Consider the following 25,612-nt stretch of genomic DNA (forward strand, 5'->3'; position numbering starts at 1 on the left):
AACCTCGATTCGTCAGCGGTTTCGGTCGCTGACCGGTGCGACTGTTCGTCCGTAATGTCCTCTGCCGGATCGTCTTCCCCGTCGCCCTGCATGAGCCGAACATCGACATACCCCGCTACCTGCAGGAGAACGGCCTGGAGCTGACGGTGCGGGACATCGCGGCGCAGGTCGCGAGTCCGGACGTCCGCAACATCTTCCAGAGCGTGGTCGACGACGTCACCGCGGGGGCCTACCCCGATGCCATGAACGTCTACAGACCGCAAATCCAGCAGCTGGTGGGAGGCTACGATCCCCGCATGTGGCTGGCAGCGTTCCAGAGGGGCCTGTCCGGTGACACCCCCAGACGCGCAAAGGAAGTAACCAGCCGACCGGCGATCCACTCAGGCCACGCGGACATCGATGCCCAGACGGCGGCCTGGGCCGAAACGTTTCGTATCGGATCCGAGGAACTGCGCGGCAAGTTGGTCCGTCAGGACATCGGCACCTTCTCCGCGGATCCCCCGGCGGGCAGAGGTCGTGTCCTGCTCGCGGACTTCGTCCTGTGGCTGTTCGGGGTCTACGACGGTCACTGCCAGGAGGGCGCACTGGGCCACCGGCGGGGTGAACTGGCAGGGCTGCTGCACCGGGTGTGCGCATCGCGCAGCACCCGGAGGCCCCCATGCTGCTGGACGACCGCCTGGCGGCAGGGGTACGGGACCTGCGGCTGGGGGTGGACCGCTACGGCACCGTCGGGCAGACCGCCCGCTGGGTGGACGCCCTACGCCGCCGGCGGGCGCTGGACACCGCGATATCCCAGCGGGACCGGGTGATGCAACTGGCCGCGACGGGCAGTCCGCAGTTGGCACTCGGTGACTGATTTTGAGGTGAACAGGTGGCATGCCATGGCGTGTCCCATCGACGGGAGGGGCTGCGGTGGTTAGGGCGGCGTGGCCGGAGGCCCGGCGCGGCTAGAGCCTGCCGGTGACGGCGGCGAGGAGCAGGAGATTGCAGGCCCCCTGGGCGATGGCGCAGGCGAGGGCCGAGCCGGTCAGCGCGCGACAGACGCCGAGCGCCAGGCCCATCAGGAAGACGGAGGGCAGGACTCCGCAGATCACCCGGAGATTGAGCGGGTTGAGTCCGTAGTCCCCAAGATGGACTAGCGACCAGGCAGCGGCGGTGCCGACGATGGCCGCGTAGGTGCCGCGCTGCTGCTCAGCGGCGCGGTACAGCACGCCCCGGTAACAGATCTCTTCGACGAGGGGGACGACAATGCCCAGCGAGATCAGCATGGTCAGGGTGCCGAGCAGCGGCATCCCGGGCACCAGGTCCTCGAACAGCCGGGGGACCCAGACGGTCCAGTTGTCGTCGCCGTCTCCGAAGGCGGTCCGGGTGGCGACGTACGTCTGCGCGTAGACCACCGCGACCAAGGCCGTGCAGGCCAAGGCGGATCCGGCAGTGAACCGGCGCAGGCCGGCCGCGGACCACTGGTCACGGGGCAGGACGAGCAGTACGGCCACGCTCAGCGCGACCGAGAGCACCATCAGCGGGAAGGCGAATGCCCCAGCCACCCGCACCGCGGCCAGGACCCCGAAGAGGACGGCGGCGGAGGCAAGCGGGAAGGTGGCATGGTGACGACGCAGTCCGGCCAGCGCCGCGCCGCGAGCAGGGGCCCGGTATCGTGTCGGCACGGCGGTCACCCGAGTGTCTTGCGCTGGGCGCGGCCGAAGGACGGCAGCCACCAGTTGTACTTGCAGAACAACAGCATGGCGGGCACGAAGAGCATCCGAATCAGGGTGGCGTCGAGCAGGACGGCGAGGCCCAGGCCCGCTCCGTACCGCAGGAGCATGAGCGTGGAGGACAGGACCATCGTGCCGAGACTGCCAGCCATAACCAGTCCGGCGGCGTTGATGACGCGTCCGGTGTCCACGACCGCCTGAAGGGTGGCCTCCTCCTGGGTGAGGCCGCTGCGGGCGAGGTCGCGTACCCGGGTGACGAGGAAGATCTCGTAGTCCATGCCGAGCCCCATCATCAGCACCGAGAGGAAGATCGGGAGGTCGTCGATGATCGCTTCGCCGCCCCAGTGGTGGAAGATCAGCACGGTCAGGCCGACGGCCCACAGCAAGCGCTGGATAGCGGTCTGGCTCGTCATACGACCGAGGTCTCCTCGCCGGTGCTCCTGCGGCGGGCGGGCAGACGGCCGGCCTGCTTGGTCCCGGTGACCACTACGAAGGTGTGCTGGATGTCGAGGACTCCCTGACGTGCGAGGATTTCACCGAGCCCCATGGTGATCCGGTCGAGGACGAGCTGCTCCCGGCCGCTGTCGACCGCGGTCTTGAAGCCGGCGGCGGCGCCCGAGCGGGTGACCCATTCGACGGCCTCCTCCGGCGTGCGGGCGGGTATGGGCTGAGCTCCGTCGTGCTGCGTGTCGACCGACAGTCCCGCCTTGACAAACCAACGGGCCACTGTGGCGGCGTCCTTGGGCAGGGTGACCCTGATCAGCGCGGTCAGCAGCGACGGGTCGTCGGCGAAGATCCGTTCCAGCCCTTCGGTGAGCGCGCGGTGGGCGTCAGCGCGCGTCTCGATGACGACCACCCTGCCGCCGGGCTTGAGCACCCGTTCGATCTGGGCGAGCAGCCGGGACGGCTTGGTGTAGCAGATGGCCCAGCCAACAACGACCAGGTCGGCGCTGGCCGCGGGGCGGGACTGTATGAAGCTCTCCATGTCGCCCTCGGAGAGCTCGACCCGCAGGCCCGCTGCGGCCGCGGCGAGCGGCAGCACCTTGTCCTTGGCGACCTGGAGCATGCCGGGCGACTTGTCGACCGCGTACAGGGCGCCGCTGCCTTGCAACCGACGGACGATTTCCGCGGTCAGGTGGCCGGTGCCGCAGGCCAGCTCGACGACTGTGTCGCCGGGACCGACGGGCACAGCGGCAAGCGCGGCGATCGAGTGCCTCCCCATCACAGGGCTGAAGAAGGTGTCGTAGTCCGAGCTGGCGGCGTCATAGTCCGCCGTGGGGTCGGCATGTGCCTTGCTGAGCGCCAGGCGTAGCGCTCTCGCTGCCAGTCGTACGCGGGACATGTGCGGGCTCCTTCGTGAGGAAGAACGGGTGGGCGTTGCCGAACGGGCGAGGTGCAGGAGTGTGCCGGTGCAGGCAAGGACGCCGACGGCGGCGCGCGCCTCGGCGAGCCAGAGTGTGGCGGCGAGGCAGCCTGCACAGGCCGCCAGCAGCAGGACGCTGCTTTGGGCCGCAAGACGGCGGGCGGTGGCAGGGGCGGTGTCCGGCGCCGGGCGCAGCAGGCAGGTGGCGACCAGAGCGGCTGCGCAGGTACACAGGGCGAGGACCGCGAGTGCCGTGGCTGAGGCCTGCGGAGGGGGGTATGGCACGGCCATGCCGAGGACCAGCAGACCTGCCACGACGGCGGTGTGTGTGCCGCAAGGGCCGGCCCGGCGTGCGGTCAGTACACCGCCGCTCACGGCTGCTGCCACCACGAGGGCGGTGAGCCAGGCTTTCGGTGCGCCGCCGTGGGCGGTAAGGGCCACCGGGGACATGCCCGCGGCCGCTCCCGCCACTGCCAGGTCCATTCGGTTCATGCGCTCGCTGACCCGGCCATGGTGTCCTCGCGGGGCCGCAGCAGCGGGGTTTCCGCGGCGAACGCGTCGATCACGAGGTCCAATTGGCGGTTGGTGTGAGTCGCCATGAAGCTGGTGCGCAGCCGGGGAGAGGCGGCTGGCGGCCAGACGGGGTTGACGTAGACGCCACGGTCCATGAGCCGGTGCCATGCCGCCAGCGTCTCCGTGGCACTGGGAACGGGCACGGGAATGATCGGGGTGGTGCTCTCCCCCGTTCGCACGTCGGCGGCGGCCAGCCCACGGCGGACGTATTCGGCGTTGTCATTCAAGGAGTCGACCAGGTGCGGCTCGTCGCGCAGGATCCGCAGGGCGGCGAGGGCGGCGGCAGTGTTCGCCGGGGTCATGGCGGCGCTGAACATCAGGCTGCGCGCATGATGCTTCAGGTAGTGGATGGCCTCTTCGCTGCCGGCGACCGCGCCTCCGAGGGAGGCGAGGGACTTGCTGAAGGTGACCGTGATCAGGTCGACTTCGTCGGTAAGTCCGAAGTGGGCGGCGGTGCCGCGGCCCCCGGCGAGCACACCGAGTCCATGCGCGTCGTCGACGACCAGCCGGGCGCCGTAGCGGTGGCAGACGTCGGTGAACGCCGGCAGGTCGCACAGGTCGCCCTCCATGGAGTAGACGCCGTCCACGACGACGAGTCGTGGGGCGGCGTCGGGCAGGCGTTCCAAGGCGGCGGCGAGGGCGCCGGCGTCGTTGTGCGGGAACCAGCGGAGTTTGGCGCCACTGAGGCGGCAACCGTCGACGATGGAGGCGTGCGCGTACCGGTCGATCAGGACGTAGTCGCGCGGGGTCAACAGTCCCGCGAGGACCCCGAGGTTGGTCTGGTAGCCGGTGGACATGACCAGGGCGGCTGGCTTGCCGAGGAAGCTGGCGAGTTCCTCCTCCAGTTCCAGGTGCAGGTCGATGGTGCCGTTGAGGAAGCGGGAGCCGGTGGAGGAGCTGCCGTAGTGGTCAACGGCATCGCGGGCGGCGGCGCGGACCCGGGGGTCGGCGGTCAACCCGAGGTAGTTGTTGGAGCCGCACATAATCAGCTCGCGGGAGCCACGGCGCACGGTGGTGCCCTCGTGGCCGTCGAACGGCAGGAAGAAGGGGTAAAGCCCGGTTTCGATCAGGTCGTTCGCGGTGGTGAAGGCCTCGAACCGTGAAAATATATCGGTCGTTCTTGGTATCGCATTCACGAAAAATTCCCCTGACATTTAGGATGCATGCATACAACACGGACCGGCATGACCTGCTGCAGGCTTTCCGTGCGAAAGTGAAGAACATTCACAAAAATGGCAGGCAGGCATGAGGTGGTGAAGGTGATGGCCAAACCGGATACGCCCACGCGGCGAGGATGGACGGACTGTTCGCCGTAAGGGAGAAGAAGAGCTTGTGCATCGGGCGCCGGCCACCCCTCAAACGCAGGGTCACGGCGCACATGCGATCTCTCGGCACGCGAGGGCCGGGAACGCAGCCATTGTGCATCCCGACCGGCAATTCGCGCTCGAATGCAAAATTTGAGAAGTCAGCAGCGAGCGCCCAAACCCCCTGATCGGAAAACTGTTGCCCCGTGACGGCTGGACCGTAACCAGGCCCGGCCAATCATGTCAACCGACCTCTTGATGTATACCTACAATCCATCTGGATTTAACACTTCAGAGAGCTGTCCAAGGGACGTCGGAGACGGATATGGACCTCTGGCTCCACATACGCCGTGTTACCAGCCAGCGAAACTCTCCGTCGGCGGAGGAAGACACCCGCCTCACATTGGCCAGCGCGTGGCTCGCTCGAGCCGTCCTAATGCCAATCTTCTACCGCAAGCACGTTTCGGCCACTCCCGGCTGAATCACGCAGTGAATATCCCCCCACATGCAGGATTTCACCATTACGGCGTGGGAATCGCAGCCTGTAGGCTCGCGAACCACTGATGGAGCAGGGCTACAACCCCGCCCGCCACATCAAGGGCGGCGACGCCGTCCTGGACGAAGGGGAGTAGGGCTGTGGGGGACATCGACGACGCCCTGGACCGCGCCGACTATGAACACGTCACCAAGCCGCCCCCGAAGAACCCGGCCGCCCAGACGCGGCTGCTGGTGAACGCGGAGAAGGGCTCCACGAAGGCGGCGCAGCGTCTGGGCATCTCTCAGCGGCAGGTGGAGCGCTACCGCGTGGGGAATGCCAAGCACCCCCGCCCCCCGCCCCGCGCTGAGGGCGGCGCTGGAGCGCGAGGTCGCCAAGGTGTGGCAGCCGCGTGTCCGGCAACAGGCCCGTAAGAGGGCCGCCACCAGCTCCGGGCTCACGATCGACACCCGGGCGAGGTTCGGCTGCACCGCGCCGATCGGCACGACCGACGACCCCGCATGCGCGGCTCACGGTCCACCTGCCGCCGGAGTACGCCCGCCGCCTCCTCGACGCCCAGCAGCAAGGCGCCGACGACACCCAACTACGCGGCATCGTCGGCGAAGGGCTATGGGACATCTGTTTCCGCGACTACGGACGCGCCGGCAACCTCGACGTCGACATCACCGACGTCGACATCACCGACATCGACTATCTCGACATCCCGTTCGAGGAGGACCGCCGTCCCGGGATGCCAAGCCGCCCCTGCCCACCGGCCCGGCGACGGCCGGACACCCTGCCCTCCCCACCCAGCAGGACCACGCCGAGACCCGGACACCACCGCGACGACGTGCCGACGGACCTGGCCGGAACAGGGACGACCAGCTGGTGGGTCTGCGCCAGGCCCACAACCACCTGCCGCAAGATCACCCTCGCCGCCCTGCGCTACGCCCGCGCCAACGACCCCGGCTTCCCGCGCTCGGTCGACAGGCGCGGCGCCGAAACTCCTCTACCGCGTCGCCCACCTCGAACGGTGGGCACGCAACCGCTCCCCCGCGCGGCGGTCGGCTCCACCGACCAGTCGTGCCCGCAAAGGGACGGCCCATTGCCAGACCCAATCCGTACGCTAGAGCGCAGGCCCCATGGAACACGAGGGCAGCGTGGCCCGGAAACCCGCCCGGCGGAAGCCGATCCGCGTGCCGATCCAGACGGAAGCCACTGCCGAAGGAGTGCTCGTTATCGGCCGCGACGCCATGGAGGGCGCCCGTCGGCGACGGTGTCGTGGTTCAACGCGCGTGCCTCCGCCTTGCCAGGGAGTTCCACCAGCGCTGTCGGGGCGTCTCCCCGGATCCGGGTTCCTGCACCGTGGATGTCGACGCCGGAGGGATCGCTGACGACAGGACCGGGTTCGCCGTCCCTTCGCCTCCTGCGGACGGCCGGTCGGCGGGGCGGATCGTGGGGAAGCGCACGGGCAGGGCGGCCAGGGCCCGGTGGAAGGGACCCTGCCGCCACTGCAAGTCCTTGACCGGAACGGCCAGTTCGATGTCAGGGAGCCTGTCGAGGAGCTTCTCCAGGGCGGCTGCGGCGATCAACCGGGCGGGGCCTTTCGCCGGGCAGGTGTGCGGGCCCGCACTCCACGCAAGGTGCGCCCGGTTGCCGGTCCGGCGGTCGCCGGCGAGACCGGTGCCGGTGTTCGCGGCGGCCAGGCTGATCACGAGTGGGGTGCCCTCGCGTACGAGGTTTCCCTCGAGCTCCACATCGTGGAGCGGATAGTGAATGGCGTAGTTCGCCAGCGGGGGGTCGGTCCACAACACCTCGTCGATGGCGTCGTCGACGGGCATGCTGCCGCCTGCGAGGTCACCTGCGAACCGGTCGTCGGACAGCAGCAGCCGCAGCCCGTTGCAGATCAGATTCTGCTGGGGCTCGGTGCCGGCGCCCATGAGGAGCACCAGCTGGTGCATCATCTCCTCGTCGGTGAGCCGAGCCGGATGCGCCATCAGCCAGGACGACACGTCCGGCCCTGGCTCTCTCCGCTTGAGGGCGACAAGCTCGGCGACCCCCTCGGTCAGGACCGCGTTCGCCTTTTCGGAGTCGGCATCGGCGTCGAAAATCCCGGACATGCCTTCGACCAGCTTGTCCCCGATGGCCGGTGGGCAGCCGAAGAGCTGGTTGAAGACCAGCAGGGGCAGGACGGCACCGTACTCGGAGAGCAGATCCGCCCGACCTTTGGGCCCGATCCGGTCGATGAGTGTGTCGGCGCTCTGCTCCACGTACCCCCTGAGCGCATCTGGGTCGACGCGGCCGAGGCTGTCGGTGATCGCGCCACGCAGCCTGCTGTGCTCCTGTCCGTCGGTCCACAGGGCGTTCGGCCGATACATCATCATGGGCACGACCGGGCTGTCCGCCGGCACCGTCCCGTCGGCGAGGGCCCGCCATCGCCGTGGGTCCTTGGAGAAGCGCTCCGGACTGCGCAGCACCTCCAGCGCCGTCTCGTAGCCGGTCACCAGCCATGCCTTTACCCCGGGCGCTATCTCCACGGGCGCGACGGAGCCGTGGGCGCGCAGCCTGGTGTACGACGCCATGGGGTCGGCGGCGAACTCCACGCCGTACAAACGCTCCACCGGACGCGCATCTGCGTGTGCAGGGCAGCCGCGAGGAGGTACCGCCTCGGGTGTGGGCCGGAGTTTCGTCATCATTGCTCCCAAGGGGTGCGGGTCTGCAGATACTCGACGAGGGAGATCAGCGCTCCCGCTGAGGACGTGGCTTCCCGCGCGTCGCATGCGACCAGCGGGGTTTCCGGAAGCAGGTCGAGGGCCTCGCGGATGTCCGCATCCGGGAAGACTGGCGCGCCCTCGAACTGATTGACGGCGACCGCGTACGGCACGCCGTGCTCTTCCAGCAGGCCCATGATGTCGAAGGAATGGTCGAGCCTTCGGGTGTCCGCCAGCACCAGGGCGCCGAGTGCGCCCGACAGCATGTCCTTCCACAATCGGGTGAAACGCTTCTGCCCAGGGGCGCCGAAGAGATACAGCACCAGGGACTCACTGAGCGTGAGGCGGCCGAAGTCCATTGCCACGGTTGTCGTCGTCTTGTCGGGGGCACCCGCAAGGTCGTCGACGAGTTCGCCGGCCTGCGTCATCGTTTCTTCGGTGCGCAGGGGGCGGATCTCGGAGAGGGTTCCGACGAACGTGGTCTTGCCGACGGCAAAGTGGCCGACGACCAGGATCTTGACCGCGGTCGTGACCGTGTCGGCGACGTAGACCGGGTCAGAAACGGGAGCGGAGCCCATGGAGCACCTCCTGCAGGAGCTTGGCGTCGGGAAGTTGTGCCTTGGGCACGGGAGGCCGGACGGTGAGATGGCCGCTGTCGATGAGGTCGCTGAGCAGAACCTTGGTGACGCTCACTGCCAGAGCGAGGTGGGCGGCCACCTCGGCGACCGACAGGGCCCCTCCTGCGCACAGTTCCACAACCCGCCGCTTCTCCGGGTTCAGCCCGCTCAGGGGACGGTTGCGCACCGCCATCACCAGCGTGACCAGGTCCACCGTGTTGCGCGTCGGGTGAGCTCGGCCTTCAGTGACGACGTACGGCCGGACGAGTCCTCGGTCACGCCCCGGTCGTGGCGGGGTCATTCCGTACCGGTGCCGTCTGGCGTGCCGGCCGCGGAGAGCAGCCGCGGCGGAGAGGCCAGTTCCTTGCCGAGCCGGTCGACCAGTTTGTGCATGCTGTAGGTGACGGTTTCCATGTCGACGTCCTGGCTCGCGGAGACCGCCAGATACGCGCCCGAGCCGGCCGCCACCAGGAAGACGTACCCGTCGACGAACTCGATCAGTGTCTGCTGCCACGGCGACGTCTCATGCGCACAGAACTCGGCCGTACTCCGACTGATCGACTGCAACCCGCACAGCGCCGCGGCCTGCCTCTCGGCCTCGTCGCGGTCGATGTCCTTGGAGTGGGCGCGGAGCATGCCGTCCGCGGAGAGCAGGATCGCGTGGCGGGCTTCAGGGACCTTCAGGACCTCATCGAGCATCCATCCGAGTTCGTTGGTCACTTGGTCGGTCATTGTTCGGTGTTCCCTTCGCTGTCGGTGGAGGCATCACGGCCGGAGCGGGTACCGCGGGCGAATGCGCCCATACGGGAGGCGGTCTCGGCGACTGGGCGGACAAGCAGGGGACCGGAGCGGGCCGGGGCCGTGGGGTCACCGGGCTCCTGCTGCAGCGGTGTGCGTCTGCGGCGCTTGGGCAGGACTCCCGCGGTGGACGGTGCCGCCGCGTCCGCTTCGGGCAAGGGTGACGATTCCCCGGACGGCCCGGGGCGGGCGGCTGCCTCGGCGGCAGTACCCGTTCGGGCTGCCGGGTCCCCGGCGGCTTCGGCCTCGGGTTCGACGAAGGAGTGGGACGAGGAGGCGGGCGGAGTCCCGGCCCCCTGCACGGGGATCGGCGGCCCCATGAAGCGCACCCGGTTGAGAAGGGCGTTGGGGAGGAACAGCACGGCGCGCACGCCGCCGTAGGGTGACTGGGTGTCCACGGAGACGCTGAAACCGTACCGGGCGGCAAGAACACCGATCACGGCGAAGCCGAACTGCGGCGGGTCGCCGAGTCGGTGGATGTCGATGTCCTCTCGGCCGGACAGACGCCGCGCGGCTTCGTCGTTCTCGCGCCCGTCCAAGCCGATTCCGGCGTCGTCGACGACGATGCTGACGCCGTTGTGAGCCGGCTGGATGCTCACTTCGACCGTCGTGTTGGGCTGGGAGTGCCGCGCTGCGTTGTCCAACAGCTCCGCGACCGCGAGGACGACCGGCTCGACAGCCCTGCTCACCACGTCCATGTCCACCCGCGAGTGGACCTTGATGCGTCGGTAGTCCCGGATCCTTGACGTCGCGCCGCGTACCACGTCGAGCAACGGCGACGCGGCCCGCTGCCGTCCGGGCCATGAGCCGCACAGCACGGCGACGGCCTGAGCCCTCCGGCCGAACTGCGCGTTGGCGTGGTCGACCTCCAAGAGGTCCTGGAGCACATCGGGGTCGTCGTGCCGGCCTTGCATCTCCGATATCGACAGCTGCTGCTCACTGGCCAGGGCCTGAAGGGCGCGCATCGTCGCCTTCAGGGTTGCCTTCGCGGACTTGTCCGCCCGCAACTGTGCGGCCTCGCCGACCCCGGAGAGCTGGTCGACGACTTTCTGCAGGTTCTTCCCGTACGTCGTTGCGGCGAGATCCGCGTCGAGTGGTCCGGGCACGGGCGTGGTACCGGCATCGCGGGACGCCTCCACCAGTGCGGGGAGCCGCGTTTCGGCGAGGTGCCGCATCTCCTCCTCGCGGGCGAGCAGGTCAGCTTCGTGGAGCCTCAGCCGACGGCGTAGGGCGGCGGTGATCCGGTACTGGCGAACCAGCAGCAACAGTCCGACGAACGTGACCGTGGCGAGGCACCAGAACACCGCCCCCGGTATGTGTCGTGTCATCAAGTCCTCATACAGGGGGGAGAGAAGGCATTCCCGGAGGGAACGGGACAAGCGGCAAGTCGGCCCTGTGGGGCCCATCGGATTTCGATCGGCCAGGCCGGGCGCGGCACCGTGGCGCTGGTGAGGCCAGGGATCTCCCGCGTCCCTTCGGGGCCGCGGGATGATCGATCATCCTCGGTCCGAGGGGAGCCATCAAGTGCCCTGTGTAACAAATCGAACTCAACAAAGCGCTACCATCCGGTAACCGTCCGTTGCATCCGTGCGGATCAGCGGCGGTGGGGGCAGGCGTCTGTGCGCGGGCTGCTGCTGGAGGGGCGGCGTAAGTCGGTGGAGCCGATAGCGGCCCGTCCGGGCGAGGACGGCAACCGGCAGGCGCTGGCCCACTTCATCACCTCCAGCCCGTGGGATCCCGCGCATGTACGGGCCCGGCTGGCCTGGAGGATGCAGGACGCGATCGGCGTGGAAGCGTTGATCGTGGACGACACCGGCTTCTTGAAGGACGGGGATGCCTCGGCTTGTGTGTCGCGGCAGTGCACCGGCACCGCGGGCAAGGTCACCAAATGCCAGGTGGGCGTCTCCGTGCACCTGGCCGATGACTGTGCCTCCGCGGCCGTCAACTGGCGGCTGTTCCTGCCCGCATCCTGGGATCCCGCCTCGCCGGACGCCGATGTGGACAAGATCGCCCGCCGCGGACGCTGCGGCGTTCCCGCACAGGCGGGACATGTGGAGAAGTGGCAGCTGGCCCTGGACATGATCGACGAGGCCCGGTCATGGGGCGTCGAGGTTCCCTTGGTGGTCGCGGATGCCGGATACGGTGATGCCGCCGCCTTCCGCCTGGGCCTGGAGGAGGGCGCCTTGCCCTATGCGGTGGGGATTTCCTCCCGCCATACCGCCCACCCCGCCGGTGCCCGGCTGGTCCAGCCCGCCCATGCGGGCACCGGCCGGCCACCGCAAATGCAGAACCCGAATCTGCGCAGACCATGAAGGACCTGGTCATCGAAGCCGGCCGGACGGCCGCACGTGCCGGTGTCCTGGCGGGACGGCTCCCGGCCGGGCAAGGGCCGAAGCGGCCTCAAGCGCATGCACTCGCGGTTCGTCGCCCTGCGGATCCGCCCGGCCGACGTCGGGGCCATGAGCATCTCTCTCCACTACCGCGCGAGCAGGGCGGTGCCACTGACGGAGGCTGAGACAGCCGCCGTCGAGCGCATCGCTGCGGCCCGCATGTCGTCCTTCCCGTATCAGGACGAGGAAGACCTCTGCCTGTACGACAGGGGCGATTGGAGCGAGCCGGACGAGATTGTGGCCGGGTCCACCAAATTGCCGCTCACCGAAAGCCGAGTGCTGCCCGTGATCGGCCATGTACTGGACTCTGTGACCGAGTTGCGCCGTGCTCTGCCAGGAGCCGAGTGGCACGTGCACATAGGGGACGTTGAGATCCCGTGGGACGGGGACGAGGGCTACGTCCTGCCCGGCATGGTTGAGGACGCAGTATCCGAGCTTGACGGCCCCTGAAAGGCCCAGTCACGAGTGGATCCGGAGTAGCCCTCAAGGAAACGGCCTGCAACCACGCCTGGCACGGCCCGCCTCCGCTGGCGGTGGCCAGCAGTGGCCCTCCCAGCCCGTTCCACACACAGAGTCGAGTCGACGTTGAGGTCCCAGGTGATCAGGTCTTCGGCGTCGGCCCGGGCCTGCAATTCGGTGAAGATCCGATGCCAGGTGCCGTCCCGCTGCCGGCGCCGGAACAAGTCGTACACCCGGCCCCACGGCCCGTACTGCTGCGGCATGTCCCGCCACGGGACGCCGGGGCGGACCCGGAACCGTATGCCGTCGATCAGCTGCCGCCTTGTCCATATCGGCGGTCGGCCGGGATTCTTGCCCGTGGGCAACAGCGGCTCCAGCACTGCCCATTGCTCGTCTGCCAGATCTCCACGCGCCAAGATCATCTCACGATCAAGATCCACTTTCGCCACACGCCGCAGTCACAAGGCCCTTCCGGCCTCTGGGGCGGGGCCCGCTGGCGATTGGTGGAGCCAGGCGATCCTCCGGGTTGGAATCGCTCAAGGGCAATGGGCCTGCGACCGCTGCCCGAGACGGCTCGGGCCGCCCGACCAGGTGGGCGGCCCGCCCGGCCTGCCTGCTCCCCGCCGGTACCGACCGCTGGCGCCCACAGTCCACACACTGCGGCGCCTCCCCGGCAGGGAGCAGGGCACATGGTCCGCTACTCGCGGATTTCCAACGTGCAGCACTTGGCGCCGCCGCCGGCCTTGCGCATCTCCGACATGTCCACTGGGACCGGCTGGTACCCCTGCTCCTCAACGGCCTTGATGAGGCCGGTGGCGTCCTGCGCAATCACCACGTTGCTGCCGTCCGACACGGAGTTGAGTCCGAATGCCGTCGCGTCGTCTTCGGTCGCAATCACCGCTGACGGGAACATCTCCGTCAGGGTCTTCTGGCTGGCCGATGAGAAGGCGTCGGGATAGTAGGCGACGTTCTTGTCGTCCAGCGCGAACAGTGCTGTGTCCAGGTGGTAGAAACGCGGGTCCACCAACGTCAGGCTTACCACCGGCTTATCGAAGTACCTGGACGCGGTGATGTGCGCAGCCGAAGCGGTGCGGAAACCGGTGCCGGCGAGCAGCGTGCCGGCCACCCATACGAAGTCGCCTTCACCCTCGCATACCGACGCGGACGCCTGTACCGGGAATCCTGACTCCTCGAACCAGGCCCGGTAGTGAGCCGCCTCCGGCTGCCGTTCCGAGTTGCAGAAACTGGCGCCGAACACCCTTCCGTCGATGACCATCGCCGCATTCGCGGCGAACACCATGTCCGGCAGTCCGGCCACCGGCGCCACCTGGTCCACCCGATGTCCGAGTCCCTCGAATATGGACACGAGATTGTGCCACTGGGTCAGGGCGAGTTCGCGGTCGACGGCCTCATCTGTATCCATCCACGGGTTGATGGAATACACCACGTCGAAGTGCTCTGGCGGACAAACCAGATAACGGCGCGGCGTAGCTTTTCGGGTTGGCTGCAAGGTAATTCCTTTCGCGGAACCGAGCGTGCCGACCACAGTATGATTTCCGCGAAGTCCGGGACAAGCGCTGAAAGTTGCGCACAGCAGACGATATGTTGCGCAGAACGCCTCGAACCTGAGGCTTGTTGCCCCTCACGCCGCTCGATGCCGCGATCCAGGGTCGCCCGCCGTGGTTGAGTGGCTGGCGGCCAGACAGTCCCCGCCAGACCCGAACCCAGGTTCAGCACCAGTGCACGCCCTGGGGCCGCAGCTGACCTGGCTGCGCTTCACCGCCTTGCTTCGGCAGCAACCCGTGCGAGGCTCACGGCGGCCGCCCGGATTCGTCCAGTGTTCGTCGGTAGGGCGACGGCTGGACGTCGAAGCACATCTCCACCACGGGCTGCGGCGAACGGCCCCAGTCGCTGTAGGGCAGGGCGGCGTGACCGTGGATGCGGGCGTCGACCAGCAGCTCCGTGTCCTTGTCGCCGATCTCGCAGTTGAAGATGGGGAAGGCCCGTTCCCAGGTGTGCCGCCACTGTCGGGCAATCGGCGCAAGCCCGCCCCAGCACCGGCGAATCAAAAGCAACGCGGAGCCGAAGGACCTGATCGCCGCCAGCCTGTGACAGCCCAGTGCACAGCGGGGAACCACGTCATACGCATCGTGGCCAACCTGGGATTCTCATCCCGCTCCCAGCTTGCCGTCTGGACCTGTGAGCAGCGAGCCGAGGCGACGGGGCAGGGATATGTGCGACCGCTGCCCACCGTCACCGGGGCGGTGCAAGGTAGCCGATTCATTGGTGGGAGGCTGCGCGCGCCCGGTCCGATTTGTGATGCCTCGTTAGGGGGCGCCGATGTGCACGTGATCGAAGGCGTCACCCGATGCAGGACGAGCCGTTGCCTTGCTCGGCTTCGCCGATCAGCGGTGCTTCGAAGGGCACATGCGATTCGGAGAATCGGACCTTGTGCCGCTCGCGTGCCTTGCGATCGAAGCACCGGCCGTCCGGCCGGCAACTTGCCCTTGCCTCTGGGACGCGGTGTTCGTGGTCAGCATCGGCATTCCGTGGCGCTGCCTGTGGCACGAGTGGCGATCGCACGGTTTTGGCGGCCCACCCGCCTCTCGGCGCAACGATCCTTCGCATACTCGGCATTCGTGCAGCGATCTGGGCCGACCAGGCAACGATTGTGCATTACGTGTGGCCATTCGCAGCCCGTACGCTTCCTGCCGTACACCGGATCAACAGCTGTGCGGCGTCGGGGCCCAGGTGATGACCTCACTCCTCCGCAACCCGCGAGCTCCTCCGGTAAATCGCCTGTCCATCATCCTGCGAATTCCGTGCCCCCATCCGTCCCTTGACCTTCCGTCGCGGGATCGGGGGATATCCGGGTGCGGCGGTGCGCCGCCCGGCGCCAGCACGGCAAGGACCGCAGCAACCTCTGCGGCCGCATGGCCGTCCGATATTCTACGGAGCCCTGCAATGGACCACGGCGCACCAGCCGAATCGTGCCCTCCCCGTCACGAGCGACACCATGGGCCGAGACGCAACACGTTCACAGCCCTCATGCGTCGCAAGCCCGTCGAGGAACTCATCGCTGACGGCGGTCACGGCGAGGGCGGCAGCCTGGTCCAGACCCTCGGCATACGGCAGCTCACGCTGATCAGTATCGGGGTGATCGTCTCGCTCTTCTGCGGCGTACTTGCCGCTCCGGTCCCTCGGTGTCAGCTGGCAGACGCCACCAGCATCGACACGTTGCTCGCCTTCGCCCTCGTCAATGTTGCGGTCATCGTTCTGCGACGTACCCGTCCCGACATGGCGCGAACGTTCCGGGCACCGCTGGCCCTCGCTCACGGCCACCATCGGGCTGCTGCTATGCGAGTGGTTGATGCTCAGCCTCGAAGTCATCACATGGCTGCCCTTCGGCGGATGGATCGTGGTCGGCCTGGCCATCTACATCCTTTACGGGCGCCACCGCTCCCGTCCCGCAGCCGGAACCACGCAAATCTGACCGCCCTTTCACTCACGCCCGACCTCTGCCTCCCGGAGCAGGACACCACCGCGCGAATTCCGGAGGGGCGAGTCTTCGTCTGCAGCTACCCTGACGAGAGCCGAAAGTAATCAAGACCATGCCGTGGCATCTCACGATCACCGTTGACCGCGATTCGGGCTTTCCGCTCACCAACCAGATCAAAATGGGGATCCGGCGCCAAATCTCGGAGGGCGTGCTGGCACCTGGAGCGCGACTGCCTTCCACCCGGCAGTTGGCGATCGACCTCGGTGTGTCACGGACCGTCACTTATCTGGCATATGAACAGCTGACGGCCGAAGGTTACTTGAGCTCGCTCCGGGGATCGGGAACACGCGTCGCCCATGTCCCTACGGCGAGACTTCCCACGATGCCAGGACGCGCAGACGAGAAGGTTGCTCCGGTCCATTGGGACCTGCGCACCGGACAAGCCGACACCGCCAACTTCCCCCGGCGTGACTGGCTCCATTGCTATCGCCGGGTCTTGGTGGGGGCAGCACGAAGTGACTTCGACGTCCCGCCGTTCGGCGGAGTCCACATCCTCCAGGACGCGCTGGCCAGTTACCTCGGACGCATGCACAGCATCCGGGTGACGAACGAATCCTGTTTGCTCGTCACGTCCGGAGTCACGCAGTGCGTCGCGGTAGTCTGCGAATTGCTCAACGAGCTCGGTATCCGGGAGCTCGCCGTGGAGGACCCTGGCCACAAGAATCACTGGCAGACGATCCGAGATAACGGTATTCGCCCCCGGCCGGTTCCGGTGGACCGCCACGGGCTCGACGTGCAAGCACTGTCGCGGATGGACGTCCGAGCCATACTCGTTACGCCGACTCACCAATTCCCGACAGGTGTGGCTCTCGACAGAGATCGAAGAGAGGCCCTCTTGCGGTGGGCCGCCAGTGGTGCCCGCGTCGTCATCGAACACGACTGCGGAGGAGAATTCTGGTACGACAAACGTCCACGACAGACGGCGTTGCAACCTCTGCAGCCAGAGCGCGTGATCTACGTCGGCTGCGCCGGCAGCTCTCTGCTGCCCGGCATACGCATCGGCTGGCTGGCTCTGCCCGTCGGGCTCCTGCCCGTGGCGAAGAAGACGTGGTCACGGTGGGATATGGGGTCTGATTCCCTCACTCAGCTGGCATTCGCTGAGATGATCAGTTCGGGGCTCTTGGACCGCCACCTGCGGCGCTTGCGGTCCCAATACCGGGAACGACAGGAGGCGGTGCAGGAAGCCGTCCGCCACAACCTGCCCGAGTGCGTGGTGCTTGGAGCCGTGTCAGGGAGCAGCCTTTACGTCGAGTTACCGCCCACTGTTGATGAGACGGCACTGGTGAAAGGCATCCGACGTCGCTCGGTGCTCGTGCAGGGGGCGAGTCACTTTCACTTCGACGGTGCATCACGGTCACCAGCACTGGTCCTCGGATACCACAACCTTCCCAGGACGGGCATTCAAGCCTCGGTATCAGCGATCCGTGAGGCTCTCGACGAACAGCTCCAAGCCGTCAGTTGAGAGAGGGTCCTTTCAGCCCGGCCAGGCCTTTCCACGCTGTCCCATCGGCCGCGAGAAGGGGGGCCGGCCCTGATCCCCCGAGCGGATGACACTGCCGGCCCGCAGCGATCAGGCCCGACAAGGACGCCAACCACAGCACCGGCGCCCGGAAGTGGCCACGTCACAGAGGTGACGAGTGGACATCGTGTCAGCCCGGCACCCGCCCTAGCCTTGCGAGGGGCCGGTGCCCAACAGGCAACGATCACCGGTTCCGTGGGCAATTGGGTGGCTGCGATCCAGGACAACCGGTTGCAGGGAGACTCCAAGGACGTGCCGGCGCTGGTCCGACTACATCGAACCTCCTCTGCGGTTGGCAGCCGCCAAACAGAGACAAGAGGCGATGCGATCCCTGTAGTGACGGTCACCGTACACATCACGGCTGCCCTCTAAACCTGTCCCCACGCGGAAGGCTCCCCCGCGTGGGGACAGCTCTCTGCTCGATCACTGGTGTGCCCGGGAAGTCCCCGAGCACGTTCGCCGCCATCCCGGGTTGCGCCAGCGAAAACGGCATCGGCGTGAGACCGCCGTGGCGAACGGCGCCCGACGGGCAGGGCGTAGACGGCGAGGGCCTGGGGCGTGCCAGACAAGAGCACGGGAGCAATCCAAGGTGGCGGTGACTCCGACCAGGTGCGGGTCAGCTCACGTACAGGTCTCGCCGCTCCCTCGTGAAGCGCCGGAGTGCCTCCGGCAGCGGTTCGACACCGATCCCTGGGGTGGTCGGGACTGGCAGGTGGCCGTCTTTCAGGACGAAGGGCTCGGTGATGTCCTCGACGAAGTAGCGGGAGGAGGCCGAGGTGTCGCCGGGGAGGGTGAAGCCTGGAAGGGCGGCCAGGGCGAGGTTCGGGGCGCGGCCGATTCCGGTCTCGAGCATGCCGCCGCACCACACCGGCACCCCGTGTGCGTGCGCCACGTCGTGGACGCGGCGGGCCTCCAGATAGCCGCCCACGCGCGCGGGCTTCACATTGACGACCCGGCATGCCTCCATCGCGATCGCGGAAGCGGTGTCCCGGGCACTGTGGAGGGACTCGTCGAGGCAGACGGGGGTGGTGTTGCGCCGCTGAAGCTGTGCATGGCCGTGGAGGTTGTTCTCCTCCAGCGGCTCCTCGATCAGCAGCAGTCCGAAGTCGTCGAGGCGGCGCAGGTGCTCGGCGTCCGCGAGCGTGTACGCCGTGTTGGCGTCGACCTGGAGTGGCAGGGCGTCCCCGAAGCGTTCGCGTACCGCCCGTACCGGCTCGATGTCCCAGCCCGGCTCGATCTTCAGCTTGATGCGGACGTAGCCCTCGCTGAGATAGCGCTCGACGTCGTTCAGGAGGGCCGACACGGACTCGTGGATGCCGACCGACACGCCGGCGGGGACCCGTTCGCGCACCGCGCCCAGGTAGGTGGCGAGAGGCATGCCGTACGCACGTAGCTCCGCGTCCAGGACCGCCGTCTCCAGGGCCGCCTTCGCCAGCTCGTGGCCCTTGATCTTCGCCGTCGCGGGGGCGAGGGTGGCCGCGGTGAGGTGTGGCAGGGCGGCGACACGCGGCAGCAGGAAGTCGCGCAGCACAAGCTCCGCGCCTGCCACGAACTCGGAGCAGTACAGCGGCTCGGGGTCGGCGGCGAACTCCGACCATCCCTCGGCCTCGTCCGTGACGACGTGCAGGAGGAAGGTGTCCTTCGTCGTCATCGTGCCGAAGGAGGTACGGAACGGGGTGACGAGAGGGATCGCAACGTGGACGATCTCCACGCGTTCGAGCTTCATGAGGCTTCCTCCGGAGTGCGGGCGAGCGTGTACCAGCCGTCTCTGGACATCCCAGTGGCCCTGAATCCCTGTGCGAAGGCCTCCGTGAACACCTCACGCACGGCGTGCCGCCAGCGCAGGGCGAGGACGGGATCGGCGGAGCGGAGCCTGACGACGTCGTGCGGTACACGGCACCAGAGGTGCCGGTCGGCGAGGTCGCGGCGGGCCAGGGGGTCGCCGTCGGGCGCCTGGTGGGTGGCGGGCGCGGTCTCGCGATCGCCCGTCTCGTACGACGGTGTCGGCGCCGTCAGGTCCCACGTCACCGTCAGCCGGTCGCTCTCGTCGCCGTCGTTCAGGCCGTCCGTCATGGGGCCGTAGAAGTCGATGTTGTACTCGGTGCCGACGGCGCCCAGCTTGGCCAGGTTGAAGCGGGCGTTGCGGCCGACCAGCGGGTCGAAGGTCCAGCGCATGGTGCCGGCGCCGAGCTCCAGGGCCCAGGCGCGCTGAGCCTGCTTCACGGCGTACCCGAGGCCCTGGTCGGCGGCGGTGACCAGCGAGTACGTGTCCTGCCGCGGTCCGAATACGGCGACTGCCGCTCCCGCGACGCGCGTCCCGTCGGAGGCGGCGTGGACGGCGCCGCCCGCATGGACGAGGCTGTGCAGCACCTCGGCCGGGTAGGGCGGGGCGGTGCGGGGGGTCTGCCAGACGTCGCTGAAGTAGTTGGCTACGGCCGTGAGGCCGGCGACGTCGTGCACGGTGCGGATGCTCAGTCCGGGCGTCATGGGTCGAGTTTCGCCATCGGGTGATGCCCACACATTGTGCGAACGGACAAGGCATGCGTACCTTCGTTTCGAGATCGGCCAATCCGTCGGGCCGGCTCATCCGCCGTCCCCGCATCGAGGAGCCTCATGGACGCCTGCACCCTCGGCGACCTCCTGGACGTCATCGGCGGCCACTCGCTGCGCCGGCACACCGCCCCCGCAGGGCTCGCCGCCCCGGTCACCGAGGCGGTGCTGTACGACGCCCACGCCCCGCTGCCGCACGCGCCCGGTGCGCTGCTGCTCGCGGTCGGGGTGCGGGCGGCGGCGGCAGGGCCGCTCGTCCGGGTGGCCGCGGAGGCCGGGATGACCGGTCTCGTCGTACGAGGCCTGGACGGTCCGGCCGACGAGGCCGAAGCACACGGCATCGCGCTGCTCTCGGTCGACGAGGACGCGGCCTGGCACCACGTCCACCTGCTGCTGTCCTCGGCGATCGGAGCCCGGCCCGCACCGACGGCGGGGGGCCTCGGAGACCTGTTCGCACTCGCGGGCGCGGTGGCGGCAGCCACCGGCGGGGCGACGACCGTGGAGGATCCGCGCCAGCGGATCCTCGCTTACTCCACCGTCCCCGGCCAGCCGGTCGACGAGGACCGGCGACAGGGCATCCTCGGCCGCCAGGTGCCGGTCAGCCCGGCCAACACGGAGCAATACCGGGTGCTGTTCGCGGCTGCGGGGCCCGTACGGCTGCCCGCGCTGCTCGACGGCGACCTGCCGCGCCTCGCGGTCGCCGTGCGGGCCGGCGGCGAGACGCTCGGCTCGGTCTGGGTGGTCGACGACGGCACACTCGCGCCTGACGCCGAGGAGACCCTCACGCAGGGCGCGTCCACGGCGGCGCTGCTCCTCCTGCGGGCCCGCGCGGCGCAGGAGCTGGCCCGCCACCAGAACAGCGACCTGCTGCGCCGTCTGCTCGAGGGCACGGCCGATGCGGCAACGGCCGCCCAGCGCCTGGGACTTGAAGGACCGGCGCGGGTGGCCGCGTTCGTACTCGACGCCGCGAGCCTGCCGGACGCCGAGCAGACCGCGCTGCGCCTGCTGGACGTCGTACGCCTGCAGTGCGAGGCGCGTTACGGGCGGCACGCGTGTGTGCTGGTCGACGGGGTGGTGTACGCCGTCCTTCCGGCACCGGGCGCGCGCCACAAGCGGCTGGCCGAGGACATCGTGACGCGGGCCGGACACGCCTTGCGGGTGGCCGTGCGGGCGGCACTGGGTGACGTGGTTCCCGGGCCGGCGGGGGTCGTGGGGTCGCGGGAGGACGCCGATCTGGTGCTGCGCGTGCTCGGGCCAGAGCTGCCAGTGGCGACGGTGGACGAGGTGCGCCCGCGTGTGACGCTGCTGCGGCTGACGGAAGTGCTGGGCGAGCGGCGGGAGTTGAGCGCCGGGGCGTGGCGGCGCGTGCTGGCCTACGACGGGACGCACGGCACCGACTACGCGCGCACCCTGATCAGTTGGTTCGACGCGGGTTGCGACATGGGGGGCGCGGCGAAGCTGCTCGCCGTGCACCCGAACACCTGCCGCTACCGTCTGAAGCAGGCGCAGCACCAGGTCGGGATCGACCTCGACGATCCCGACGAACGGCTGGTGCTGTGGCTGCAGTTGAGGACGCTGGCTGGACTCAGGGGCTCAGCCACCGCTTGAGGCTCGCCTCGCACTCCCTGAGGTGGGCCACCGGGACGTACTCCCCCGCCGTGTGCGCGAGCGTCGGGTCTCCGGGGCCGTAGTTGAGAGCAGGCGTCCCGAGGGCGGTGAAGCGGGCCACGTCCGTCCAGCCGAGCTTGGGGCGGGGCGTGGCGCCGAGTGCGGTGACGAGGTCGGCGAGCCGCTCCAGTCCTGGAAGGGCGCCCGGCACGACTTCGGTGACGTGGACCTCGTACTCGGGAAAGAGCTTCCGTACGCACTCCTCCGCGCCCTGCGGCGAACGACTGGGAGCGAAACGGTAGTTGACGGTGATGACGCACTCGTCGGGTACGACGTTCCCGGCGACCCCGGCGTGCACGGCGACCGCACTGAGCCCCTCGCGGTACTCCAGCCCGTCGATCACGACGCGCTCGGGCCTGTGGTCGGCGAGGCGCTGAAGGACGGGTGCGGCGAGGTGCGCGGCGTTGACGCCCATCCAGGAGCGGGCGGTGTGGGCGCGTTCGCCGCGTACGACGATGTCGGCGGTGAGCACGCCCTGGCAGCCGGCCTCGATGCCCGCGTCGGAGGGTTCCATGAGGACGGCGAGGTCGGCGGCGAGGAGTTCGGGGCGGTGGCCGGCGATCCGGTGCAGCCCGTTGCGGTCGCCCTCGACCTCCTCGCACTCGTAGAAGACGTAGGTGAGGTCGCGGGTGGGAGCCGCGACGGTGGCCGCGAGGCGCAGTGCGACGGCGACGCCGCCTTTCATGTCGCAGGCGCCGAGGCCGTGCACACGGTCCTTGTGGAGCCGGGAGAGCAGGTTCCCGGCGGCCGGGACGGTGTCCAAGTGCCCGGCCAGGACCGCTCTTTGGGAGCGGCCGAGGTCGGTGCGGGCGACGACGGAGTTGCCGATGCGGTCGACGGTGAGGTGGGGAAGGGCACTCAGGAAGGCTTCCACGGCGTCCGCCAGAAGGTGTTCCTGGCCGCTCTCGGAGGGGATGTCGACGAGGGCGCGGGTGAGGGCGACGACGTCGGAGGTGAGATCGAGGGCACTCACGCCTGCACCTGCCCGTTCAGCTTGGAGTGCCGGACGCCGTAGCACCCGTAGATCACCAGGCCCGCCGCCATCCAGACGCCGAACGCGATCCAGGTGTCGGCGCCGAGGCTGAACAGCATGTAGCCGCAGAACAGGACGCCCAGGATCGGCGTCACGGGCGAGAAGGGGACGCGGAAGGAGCGGGGAGCCTCGGGGTTACGCCGACGCAGCAGCACGACCGCCAGGTTGACCAGCATGAAGGCGAAGAGGGTGCCGATGCTGGTGGCGTCGGCGAGGCTGCCCAGCGGGACGAGGGCGGCGAGGACGGCGATGAAGGACGAGACGATGACGGTGTTGGCGCGCGGGACACCGGTGCGCGGATGCACCTTGGCGAACAGCGGCGGCACCAGCCCGTCCCGGGCCATGGCGAACAGGATGCGGATCTGCCCGTACTGCACGGCGAGCACGACGCTGGTGGTGGCGACGACGGCACCGACGGAGAGGAGGATCGGCCACAGGCTGCCTCCGCCGACGGCCTGCACGAGCACCTCGCTCAGCGTGGCCTCGGTCCCCTCGAACGCCTTCCACGGCATGGCGCCGAGCGCGGCGACCGCGACGAGGACGTAGAGCGCGGTGATGAGGACGAGGGAGATGATGATCGCGCGGGGCAGGTCGCGCTGTGGGTTGCGGGCCTCCTCACCCGCAGTCGAGGCGGCGTCGAACCCGATGTAGGAGAAGAAGAGCGAGGCCGCGCCCGCACTCATCCCTGCCGCGCCGAGGGGGAACAGCGGCTGGAAGTTCCCGGCGTGGAAGGCGGTGAACGCGACCGCACAGAACATCAGCAGCGCGGCGACCTTCACGGCGACCATGACGGTGTTGGCGACGGCGCTCTCACGGGCGCCGCGCAGCAGGACAACCATGGCGAGTACGACGATGAGTGCGGCGGGGATGTTGAGGGTGCCGCCGAGGCCGGGCGGGGCGCTCAGCGACTCGGGGAGAGTCACACCGAACGTGAGGTCGAGGAGCTCGTTGACGTACTGCCCCCAGCCGACCGCCACGGCTGCGACGGAGACTCCGTACTCCAGGATCAGACACCAGCCGCAGACCCAGGCGACCAGCTCGCCGAGGGTGGCGTAGGCGTAGCTGTACGACGACCCCGAGCCGGGCATCATGCCAGCCAGTTCGGCGTACGACAGCGCGGAGAACAGCGCGGTCACGCCGGCCAGCACGAATGACACGACGATCGCAGGCCCGGCCTCGGGGACGGCTTCCCCGAGCACGACGAAAATGCCGGTACCGAGGGTGGCCCCCACGCTGAGCAGGGTGAGTTGGGCGACGCCCATGGTCCGCTTCAGCGGGCTGTCGCAGGCTGCGTCGACGGCTGCACCGACGCCCTGCCGCCTCGTCCACTTGCCCACGGGGCCTGTCCGTTGCCTGACCTCGGTCCGAGTACCGACTGATTCCACCGGGCCACTCCCTCCACGAATGCGCTGTTGGCCCCTGATGATGTGGACGGAGAGACAGGCGGCGGTGGGCGGATCAGCCAGAGATTGGCAGGGCGATTTGGCGGGTCGGCCAAAGCGCTGGCTCGGCTCGGCCATGCACCCAATCACACAACCGGCAGAGCGCTGACGCACGGCTGCGCCCACCTCGCCACCCCTTCCCGACGCTTCCTTCGACCTGACCGCTGGTCGCCGATGACGCCTGGGCCACTCGGCGCCCCCTGGAGCGCGGACTGCAGCGGAACGGGTTCTCGGTAGTCCTGGCGGACGACGGCCGCGACGCGCTCGCCGCCGTCCGGTGCCAGGCGCCGGATGCGGTTGGTGCCGATGTCTCGATGCTTGGCCTGAGCTGGATCGTGGTGCTGGCGGGAACTTCGCAGTCGTCACCGGGCCAGGTGATCGTGTTCATGGCGCCCCTGATCTTCCCCGAGCGGACGACACAGCCGGCCCACAGCGATCAGGCTCGACAAGGACGCCGACCACCAGCACCGGCTCCCCGAAGTGGCCACATCACAGAGGAGACGACGCCCCGAAGTGGCCACATCACAGAGGAGACGAGTGGACACAGCGCCAGCCCGGCACGCGCCCTAACCTTCCGAGGGACCGGTGGCGAACAGGCAACGAGCACTGGCTCCGCGTGGGCAAACATCGAACCAGCCCCCTGTTTTCCGGGGGCAAGACGCGAAAGAGGCGACTGACCCCCGTGGCACCTCTGGACGACGATTTGGCAAGAGGCGATGTCCTTCTCGTAGTGACGGCCGCACAGCTCGCGGCCTGCCGCGCGAGGCAGCCCGGCCGACCGCCGAACCGGATGGCTGAGGTCTCCAGGCGCTGCACCGGTTTTGCCACTAAATCATGATGAGGAACTCGACATGTTCACCAGTGCCGTCAGGATCTCGATCGACCGCGCCGTCGAAGAGGTTTTTTCCTTTGTTGAAGATGCGCGCAATCGACCGCAGTGGGACACAGATGTGATCAGCGAGGAGCTCACCTCTCCCGAGCCCATAGGGATCGGAACCACGGTACGTACGCGGCTGCGATCGATGGGACGCGAGTACCGCTACACGTGGAAGATCGTGATGCACGAACGACCACACCACATCGTCATAGAGAGCACGTCTGGCCCGTTCCCCATGACACTCGCGTATCGGCTCTCATCTCAAGGCGAAGGAACCGAACTGGAGTTCGCCGTGACCGGCCGTCCGACCGGCCTGCTGCGCGTGTGCCAGGGCCTGATCGCATCCTCCACGCAGAGGAACCTCGACCGCAATTTCTCTCGCCTCAAGCAGGTTCTGGAGTCGACGGCGTTCGGACCTTCGGAGCACCCCAGTACGCTGGAAACGCTCAGATGACACCGGGCGGTGTTGGAGTTGGCGGAGCACCGAATCACGGGCGCCGTCGGGACCCGTGACACGCCTCCCCAGCCGTTTCCCATACTGAGCTCGCCCATGGGTCTT

At 68.5% G+C, this 25,612-nt stretch carries 21 protein-coding genes and 3 pseudogenes; 8 read left to right on the forward strand and 16 right to left on the reverse strand.

Going from position 1 to position 25,612, the window contains the following annotated elements:
- Positions 1-35 precede the first annotated feature (35 nt).
- Positions 36-809, forward strand: a complete 774-nt coding sequence (locus tag ACZ562_RS31340) for a hypothetical protein (RefSeq protein ID WP_471186011.1) — start codon at positions 36-38, stop codon at positions 807-809.
- Between the two features lie 138 nt (positions 810-947).
- On the opposite strand, the gene ACZ562_RS31345 is transcribed toward ACZ562_RS31340, so the two are convergent.
- From ACZ562_RS31345 to ACZ562_RS31360, 4 genes are read right to left on the reverse strand one after another with little or no spacing between them, the layout of a single operon-like run.
- Complete coding sequence (locus tag ACZ562_RS31345; protein WP_471186013.1) at positions 948-1,667, reverse strand: lysostaphin resistance A-like protein; 720 nt, start codon at positions 1,665-1,667, stop codon at positions 948-950.
- Between the two features lie 5 nt (positions 1,668-1,672).
- Complete coding sequence (locus ACZ562_RS31350; RefSeq protein ID WP_471186015.1) at positions 1,673-2,128, reverse strand: MMPL family transporter; 456 nt, start codon at positions 2,126-2,128, stop codon at positions 1,673-1,675.
- The gene (locus ACZ562_RS31355; protein WP_471186017.1) at positions 2,125-3,570 is read right to left on the reverse strand and encodes a class I SAM-dependent methyltransferase; all 1,446 of its coding nucleotides are present in this window, start codon (positions 3,568-3,570) and stop codon (positions 2,125-2,127) included. Before ACZ562_RS31355 ends, ACZ562_RS31350 begins: the two co-directional genes overlap by 4 nt.
- Positions 3,567-4,787 carry an aminotransferase class I/II-fold pyridoxal phosphate-dependent enzyme gene (locus ACZ562_RS31360; protein WP_471186020.1) on the reverse strand — a complete coding sequence of 407 codons (1,221 nt, stop codon included), beginning with the start codon at positions 4,785-4,787 and terminating at the stop codon, positions 3,567-3,569. The genes ACZ562_RS31355 and ACZ562_RS31360 overlap by 4 nt, the downstream gene beginning before the upstream one ends.
- 804 nt (positions 4,788-5,591) lie before the next feature.
- Here ACZ562_RS31360 and ACZ562_RS31365 point away from each other — a divergent pair.
- A complete protein-coding gene (locus ACZ562_RS31365) occupies positions 5,592-5,864 on the forward strand; it encodes a hypothetical protein (RefSeq protein WP_471186023.1) in 273 nt (90 codons plus the stop codon).
- Between the two features lie 852 nt (positions 5,865-6,716).
- Here the strand turns inward: ACZ562_RS31365 and ACZ562_RS31370 are convergent.
- Genes ACZ562_RS31370 through ACZ562_RS31390 form a run of 5 tightly spaced genes read right to left on the reverse strand, consistent with a single transcriptional unit; the run spans position 6,717 to position 10,884 of the window.
- Positions 6,717-8,126 carry a cytochrome P450 gene (locus ACZ562_RS31370; protein ID WP_471186025.1) on the reverse strand — a complete coding sequence of 470 codons (1,410 nt, stop codon included), beginning with the start codon at positions 8,124-8,126 and terminating at the stop codon, positions 6,717-6,719.
- The gene (locus ACZ562_RS31375; protein WP_471186028.1) at positions 8,123-8,719 is read right to left on the reverse strand and encodes a GTP-binding protein; all 597 of its coding nucleotides are present in this window, start codon (positions 8,717-8,719) and stop codon (positions 8,123-8,125) included. The genes ACZ562_RS31370 and ACZ562_RS31375 overlap by 4 nt, the downstream gene beginning before the upstream one ends.
- Complete coding sequence (locus tag ACZ562_RS31380; protein ID WP_471186031.1) at positions 8,697-9,059, reverse strand: DUF742 domain-containing protein; 363 nt, start codon at positions 9,057-9,059, stop codon at positions 8,697-8,699. Before ACZ562_RS31380 ends, ACZ562_RS31375 begins: the two co-directional genes overlap by 23 nt.
- Positions 9,056-9,490 (reverse strand): roadblock/LC7 domain-containing protein, encoded by a 435-nt coding sequence (locus ACZ562_RS31385; RefSeq protein ID WP_471186034.1) that lies wholly within the window; start codon positions 9,488-9,490, stop codon positions 9,056-9,058. The genes ACZ562_RS31380 and ACZ562_RS31385 overlap by 4 nt, the downstream gene beginning before the upstream one ends.
- The gene (locus ACZ562_RS31390) at positions 9,487-10,884 is read right to left on the reverse strand and encodes an ATP-binding protein (protein ID WP_471186037.1); all 1,398 of its coding nucleotides are present in this window, start codon (positions 10,882-10,884) and stop codon (positions 9,487-9,489) included. Before ACZ562_RS31390 ends, ACZ562_RS31385 begins: the two co-directional genes overlap by 4 nt.
- Before the next feature lie 201 nt (positions 10,885-11,085).
- Here ACZ562_RS31390 and ACZ562_RS31395 point away from each other — a divergent pair.
- Positions 11,086-12,003 (forward strand): annotated as a pseudogene (locus tag ACZ562_RS31395) (IS701 family transposase); the annotation flags it as partial.
- Between the two features lie 12 nt (positions 12,004-12,015).
- Positions 12,016-12,396 (forward strand): hypothetical protein, encoded by a 381-nt coding sequence (locus tag ACZ562_RS31400; RefSeq protein WP_471186183.1) that lies wholly within the window; start codon positions 12,016-12,018, stop codon positions 12,394-12,396.
- Between the two features lie 74 nt (positions 12,397-12,470).
- On the opposite strand, the pseudogene ACZ562_RS31405 reads toward ACZ562_RS31400, so the two are convergent.
- The 3 genes and pseudogenes from ACZ562_RS31405 to ACZ562_RS31415 form a co-directional block, all read right to left on the reverse strand.
- Positions 12,471-12,821, reverse strand: a pseudogene (locus tag ACZ562_RS31405) (transposase); the annotation flags it as partial.
- Positions 12,822-13,102: 281 nt separating this feature from the next.
- Positions 13,103-13,951 carry a dimethylargininase gene (gene ddaH / locus ACZ562_RS31410; protein WP_471186038.1) on the reverse strand — a complete coding sequence of 283 codons (849 nt, stop codon included), beginning with the start codon at positions 13,949-13,951 and terminating at the stop codon, positions 13,103-13,105.
- A 265-nt stretch (positions 13,952-14,216) separates the two neighbouring features.
- Entirely contained in the window at positions 14,217-14,543 is a 327-nt protein-coding gene (locus tag ACZ562_RS31415) for a hypothetical protein (protein WP_471186040.1), read from the reverse strand.
- A 1,018-nt stretch (positions 14,544-15,561) separates the two neighbouring features.
- Here ACZ562_RS31415 and ACZ562_RS31420 point away from each other — a divergent pair.
- Positions 15,562-15,898: pseudogene (locus ACZ562_RS31420) on the forward strand (amino acid permease C-terminal domain-containing protein); the annotation flags it as partial.
- 118 nt (positions 15,899-16,016) lie between these two features.
- Complete coding sequence (gene pdxR, locus ACZ562_RS31425) at positions 16,017-17,426, forward strand: MocR-like pyridoxine biosynthesis transcription factor PdxR (RefSeq protein WP_471186043.1); 1,410 nt, start codon at positions 16,017-16,019, stop codon at positions 17,424-17,426.
- A 673-nt stretch (positions 17,427-18,099) separates the two neighbouring features.
- Here pdxR and menC read toward each other — a convergent pair.
- The gene (menC, locus tag ACZ562_RS31430; protein ID WP_471186045.1) at positions 18,100-19,209 is read right to left on the reverse strand and encodes an o-succinylbenzoate synthase; all 1,110 of its coding nucleotides are present in this window, start codon (positions 19,207-19,209) and stop codon (positions 18,100-18,102) included.
- Positions 19,206-19,970, reverse strand: coding sequence for a chorismate synthase (locus tag ACZ562_RS31435; RefSeq protein ID WP_471186048.1), 765 nt, complete (start codon positions 19,968-19,970; stop codon positions 19,206-19,208). The genes menC and ACZ562_RS31435 overlap by 4 nt, the downstream gene beginning before the upstream one ends.
- Positions 19,971-20,096: 126 nt before the next feature.
- On the opposite strand from ACZ562_RS31435, the gene ACZ562_RS31440 reads away from it, so the two are divergent.
- A complete protein-coding gene (locus tag ACZ562_RS31440; RefSeq protein WP_471186050.1) occupies positions 20,097-21,641 on the forward strand; it encodes a PucR family transcriptional regulator in 1,545 nt (514 codons plus the stop codon).
- Here the strand turns inward: ACZ562_RS31440 and dapE are convergent.
- Together dapE and ACZ562_RS31450 are read right to left on the reverse strand one after the other, a co-directional pair.
- The gene (gene dapE, locus ACZ562_RS31445; protein ID WP_471186053.1) at positions 21,619-22,674 is read right to left on the reverse strand and encodes a succinyl-diaminopimelate desuccinylase; all 1,056 of its coding nucleotides are present in this window, start codon (positions 22,672-22,674) and stop codon (positions 21,619-21,621) included. The two genes, ACZ562_RS31440 and dapE, sit on opposite strands and share 23 nt — an antisense overlap.
- Positions 22,671-24,071: an amino acid permease gene (locus ACZ562_RS31450; RefSeq protein WP_471186056.1), complete on the reverse strand. Its 1,401-nt coding sequence runs from the start codon at positions 24,069-24,071 to the stop codon at positions 22,671-22,673. Before ACZ562_RS31450 ends, dapE begins: the two co-directional genes overlap by 4 nt.
- Before the next feature lie 956 nt (positions 24,072-25,027).
- Between ACZ562_RS31450 and ACZ562_RS31455 the strand changes: the two genes are divergently transcribed.
- Positions 25,028-25,507 carry an SRPBCC family protein gene (locus tag ACZ562_RS31455; protein WP_471186058.1) on the forward strand — a complete coding sequence of 160 codons (480 nt, stop codon included), beginning with the start codon at positions 25,028-25,030 and terminating at the stop codon, positions 25,505-25,507.
- Positions 25,508-25,612 lie beyond the last annotated feature (105 nt).

The sequence above is a fragment of the Streptomyces sp. NPDC040410 genome (assembly GCF_055595715.1).

Coding starts and splice junctions, on each gene's coding strand:
- ACZ562_RS31390 (WP_471186037.1), bottom strand. CDS start 10,884: ATGACACGACACATACCGGGGGCGGTGTTCTGGTGCCTCGCCACGGTC.
- menC (WP_471186045.1), bottom strand. CDS start 19,209: ATGAAGCTCGAACGCGTGGAGATCGTCCACGTTGCGATCCCTCTCGTC.
- ACZ562_RS31350 (WP_471186015.1), bottom strand. CDS start 2,128: ATGACGAGCCAGACCGCTATCCAGCGCTTGCTGTGGGCCGTCGGCCTG.
- ACZ562_RS31355 (WP_471186017.1), bottom strand. CDS start 3,570: ATGAACCGAATGGACCTGGCAGTGGCGGGAGCGGCCGCGGGCATGTCC.
- ACZ562_RS31455 (WP_471186058.1), top strand. CDS start 25,028: ATGTTCACCAGTGCCGTCAGGATCTCGATCGACCGCGCCGTCGAAGAG.
- pdxR (WP_471186043.1), top strand. CDS start 16,017: ATGCCGTGGCATCTCACGATCACCGTTGACCGCGATTCGGGCTTTCCG.
- ACZ562_RS31380 (WP_471186031.1), bottom strand. CDS start 9,059: ATGACCCCGCCACGACCGGGGCGTGACCGAGGACTCGTCCGGCCGTAC.
- ACZ562_RS31375 (WP_471186028.1), bottom strand. CDS start 8,719: ATGGGCTCCGCTCCCGTTTCTGACCCGGTCTACGTCGCCGACACGGTC.
- ACZ562_RS31370 (WP_471186025.1), bottom strand. CDS start 8,126: ATGATGACGAAACTCCGGCCCACACCCGAGGCGGTACCTCCTCGCGGC.
- ACZ562_RS31400 (WP_471186183.1), top strand. CDS start 12,016: ATGAGCATCTCTCTCCACTACCGCGCGAGCAGGGCGGTGCCACTGACG.
- ACZ562_RS31440 (WP_471186050.1), top strand. CDS start 20,097: ATGGACGCCTGCACCCTCGGCGACCTCCTGGACGTCATCGGCGGCCAC.
- ACZ562_RS31435 (WP_471186048.1), bottom strand. CDS start 19,970: ATGACGCCCGGACTGAGCATCCGCACCGTGCACGACGTCGCCGGCCTC.
- ACZ562_RS31385 (WP_471186034.1), bottom strand. CDS start 9,490: ATGACCGACCAAGTGACCAACGAACTCGGATGGATGCTCGATGAGGTC.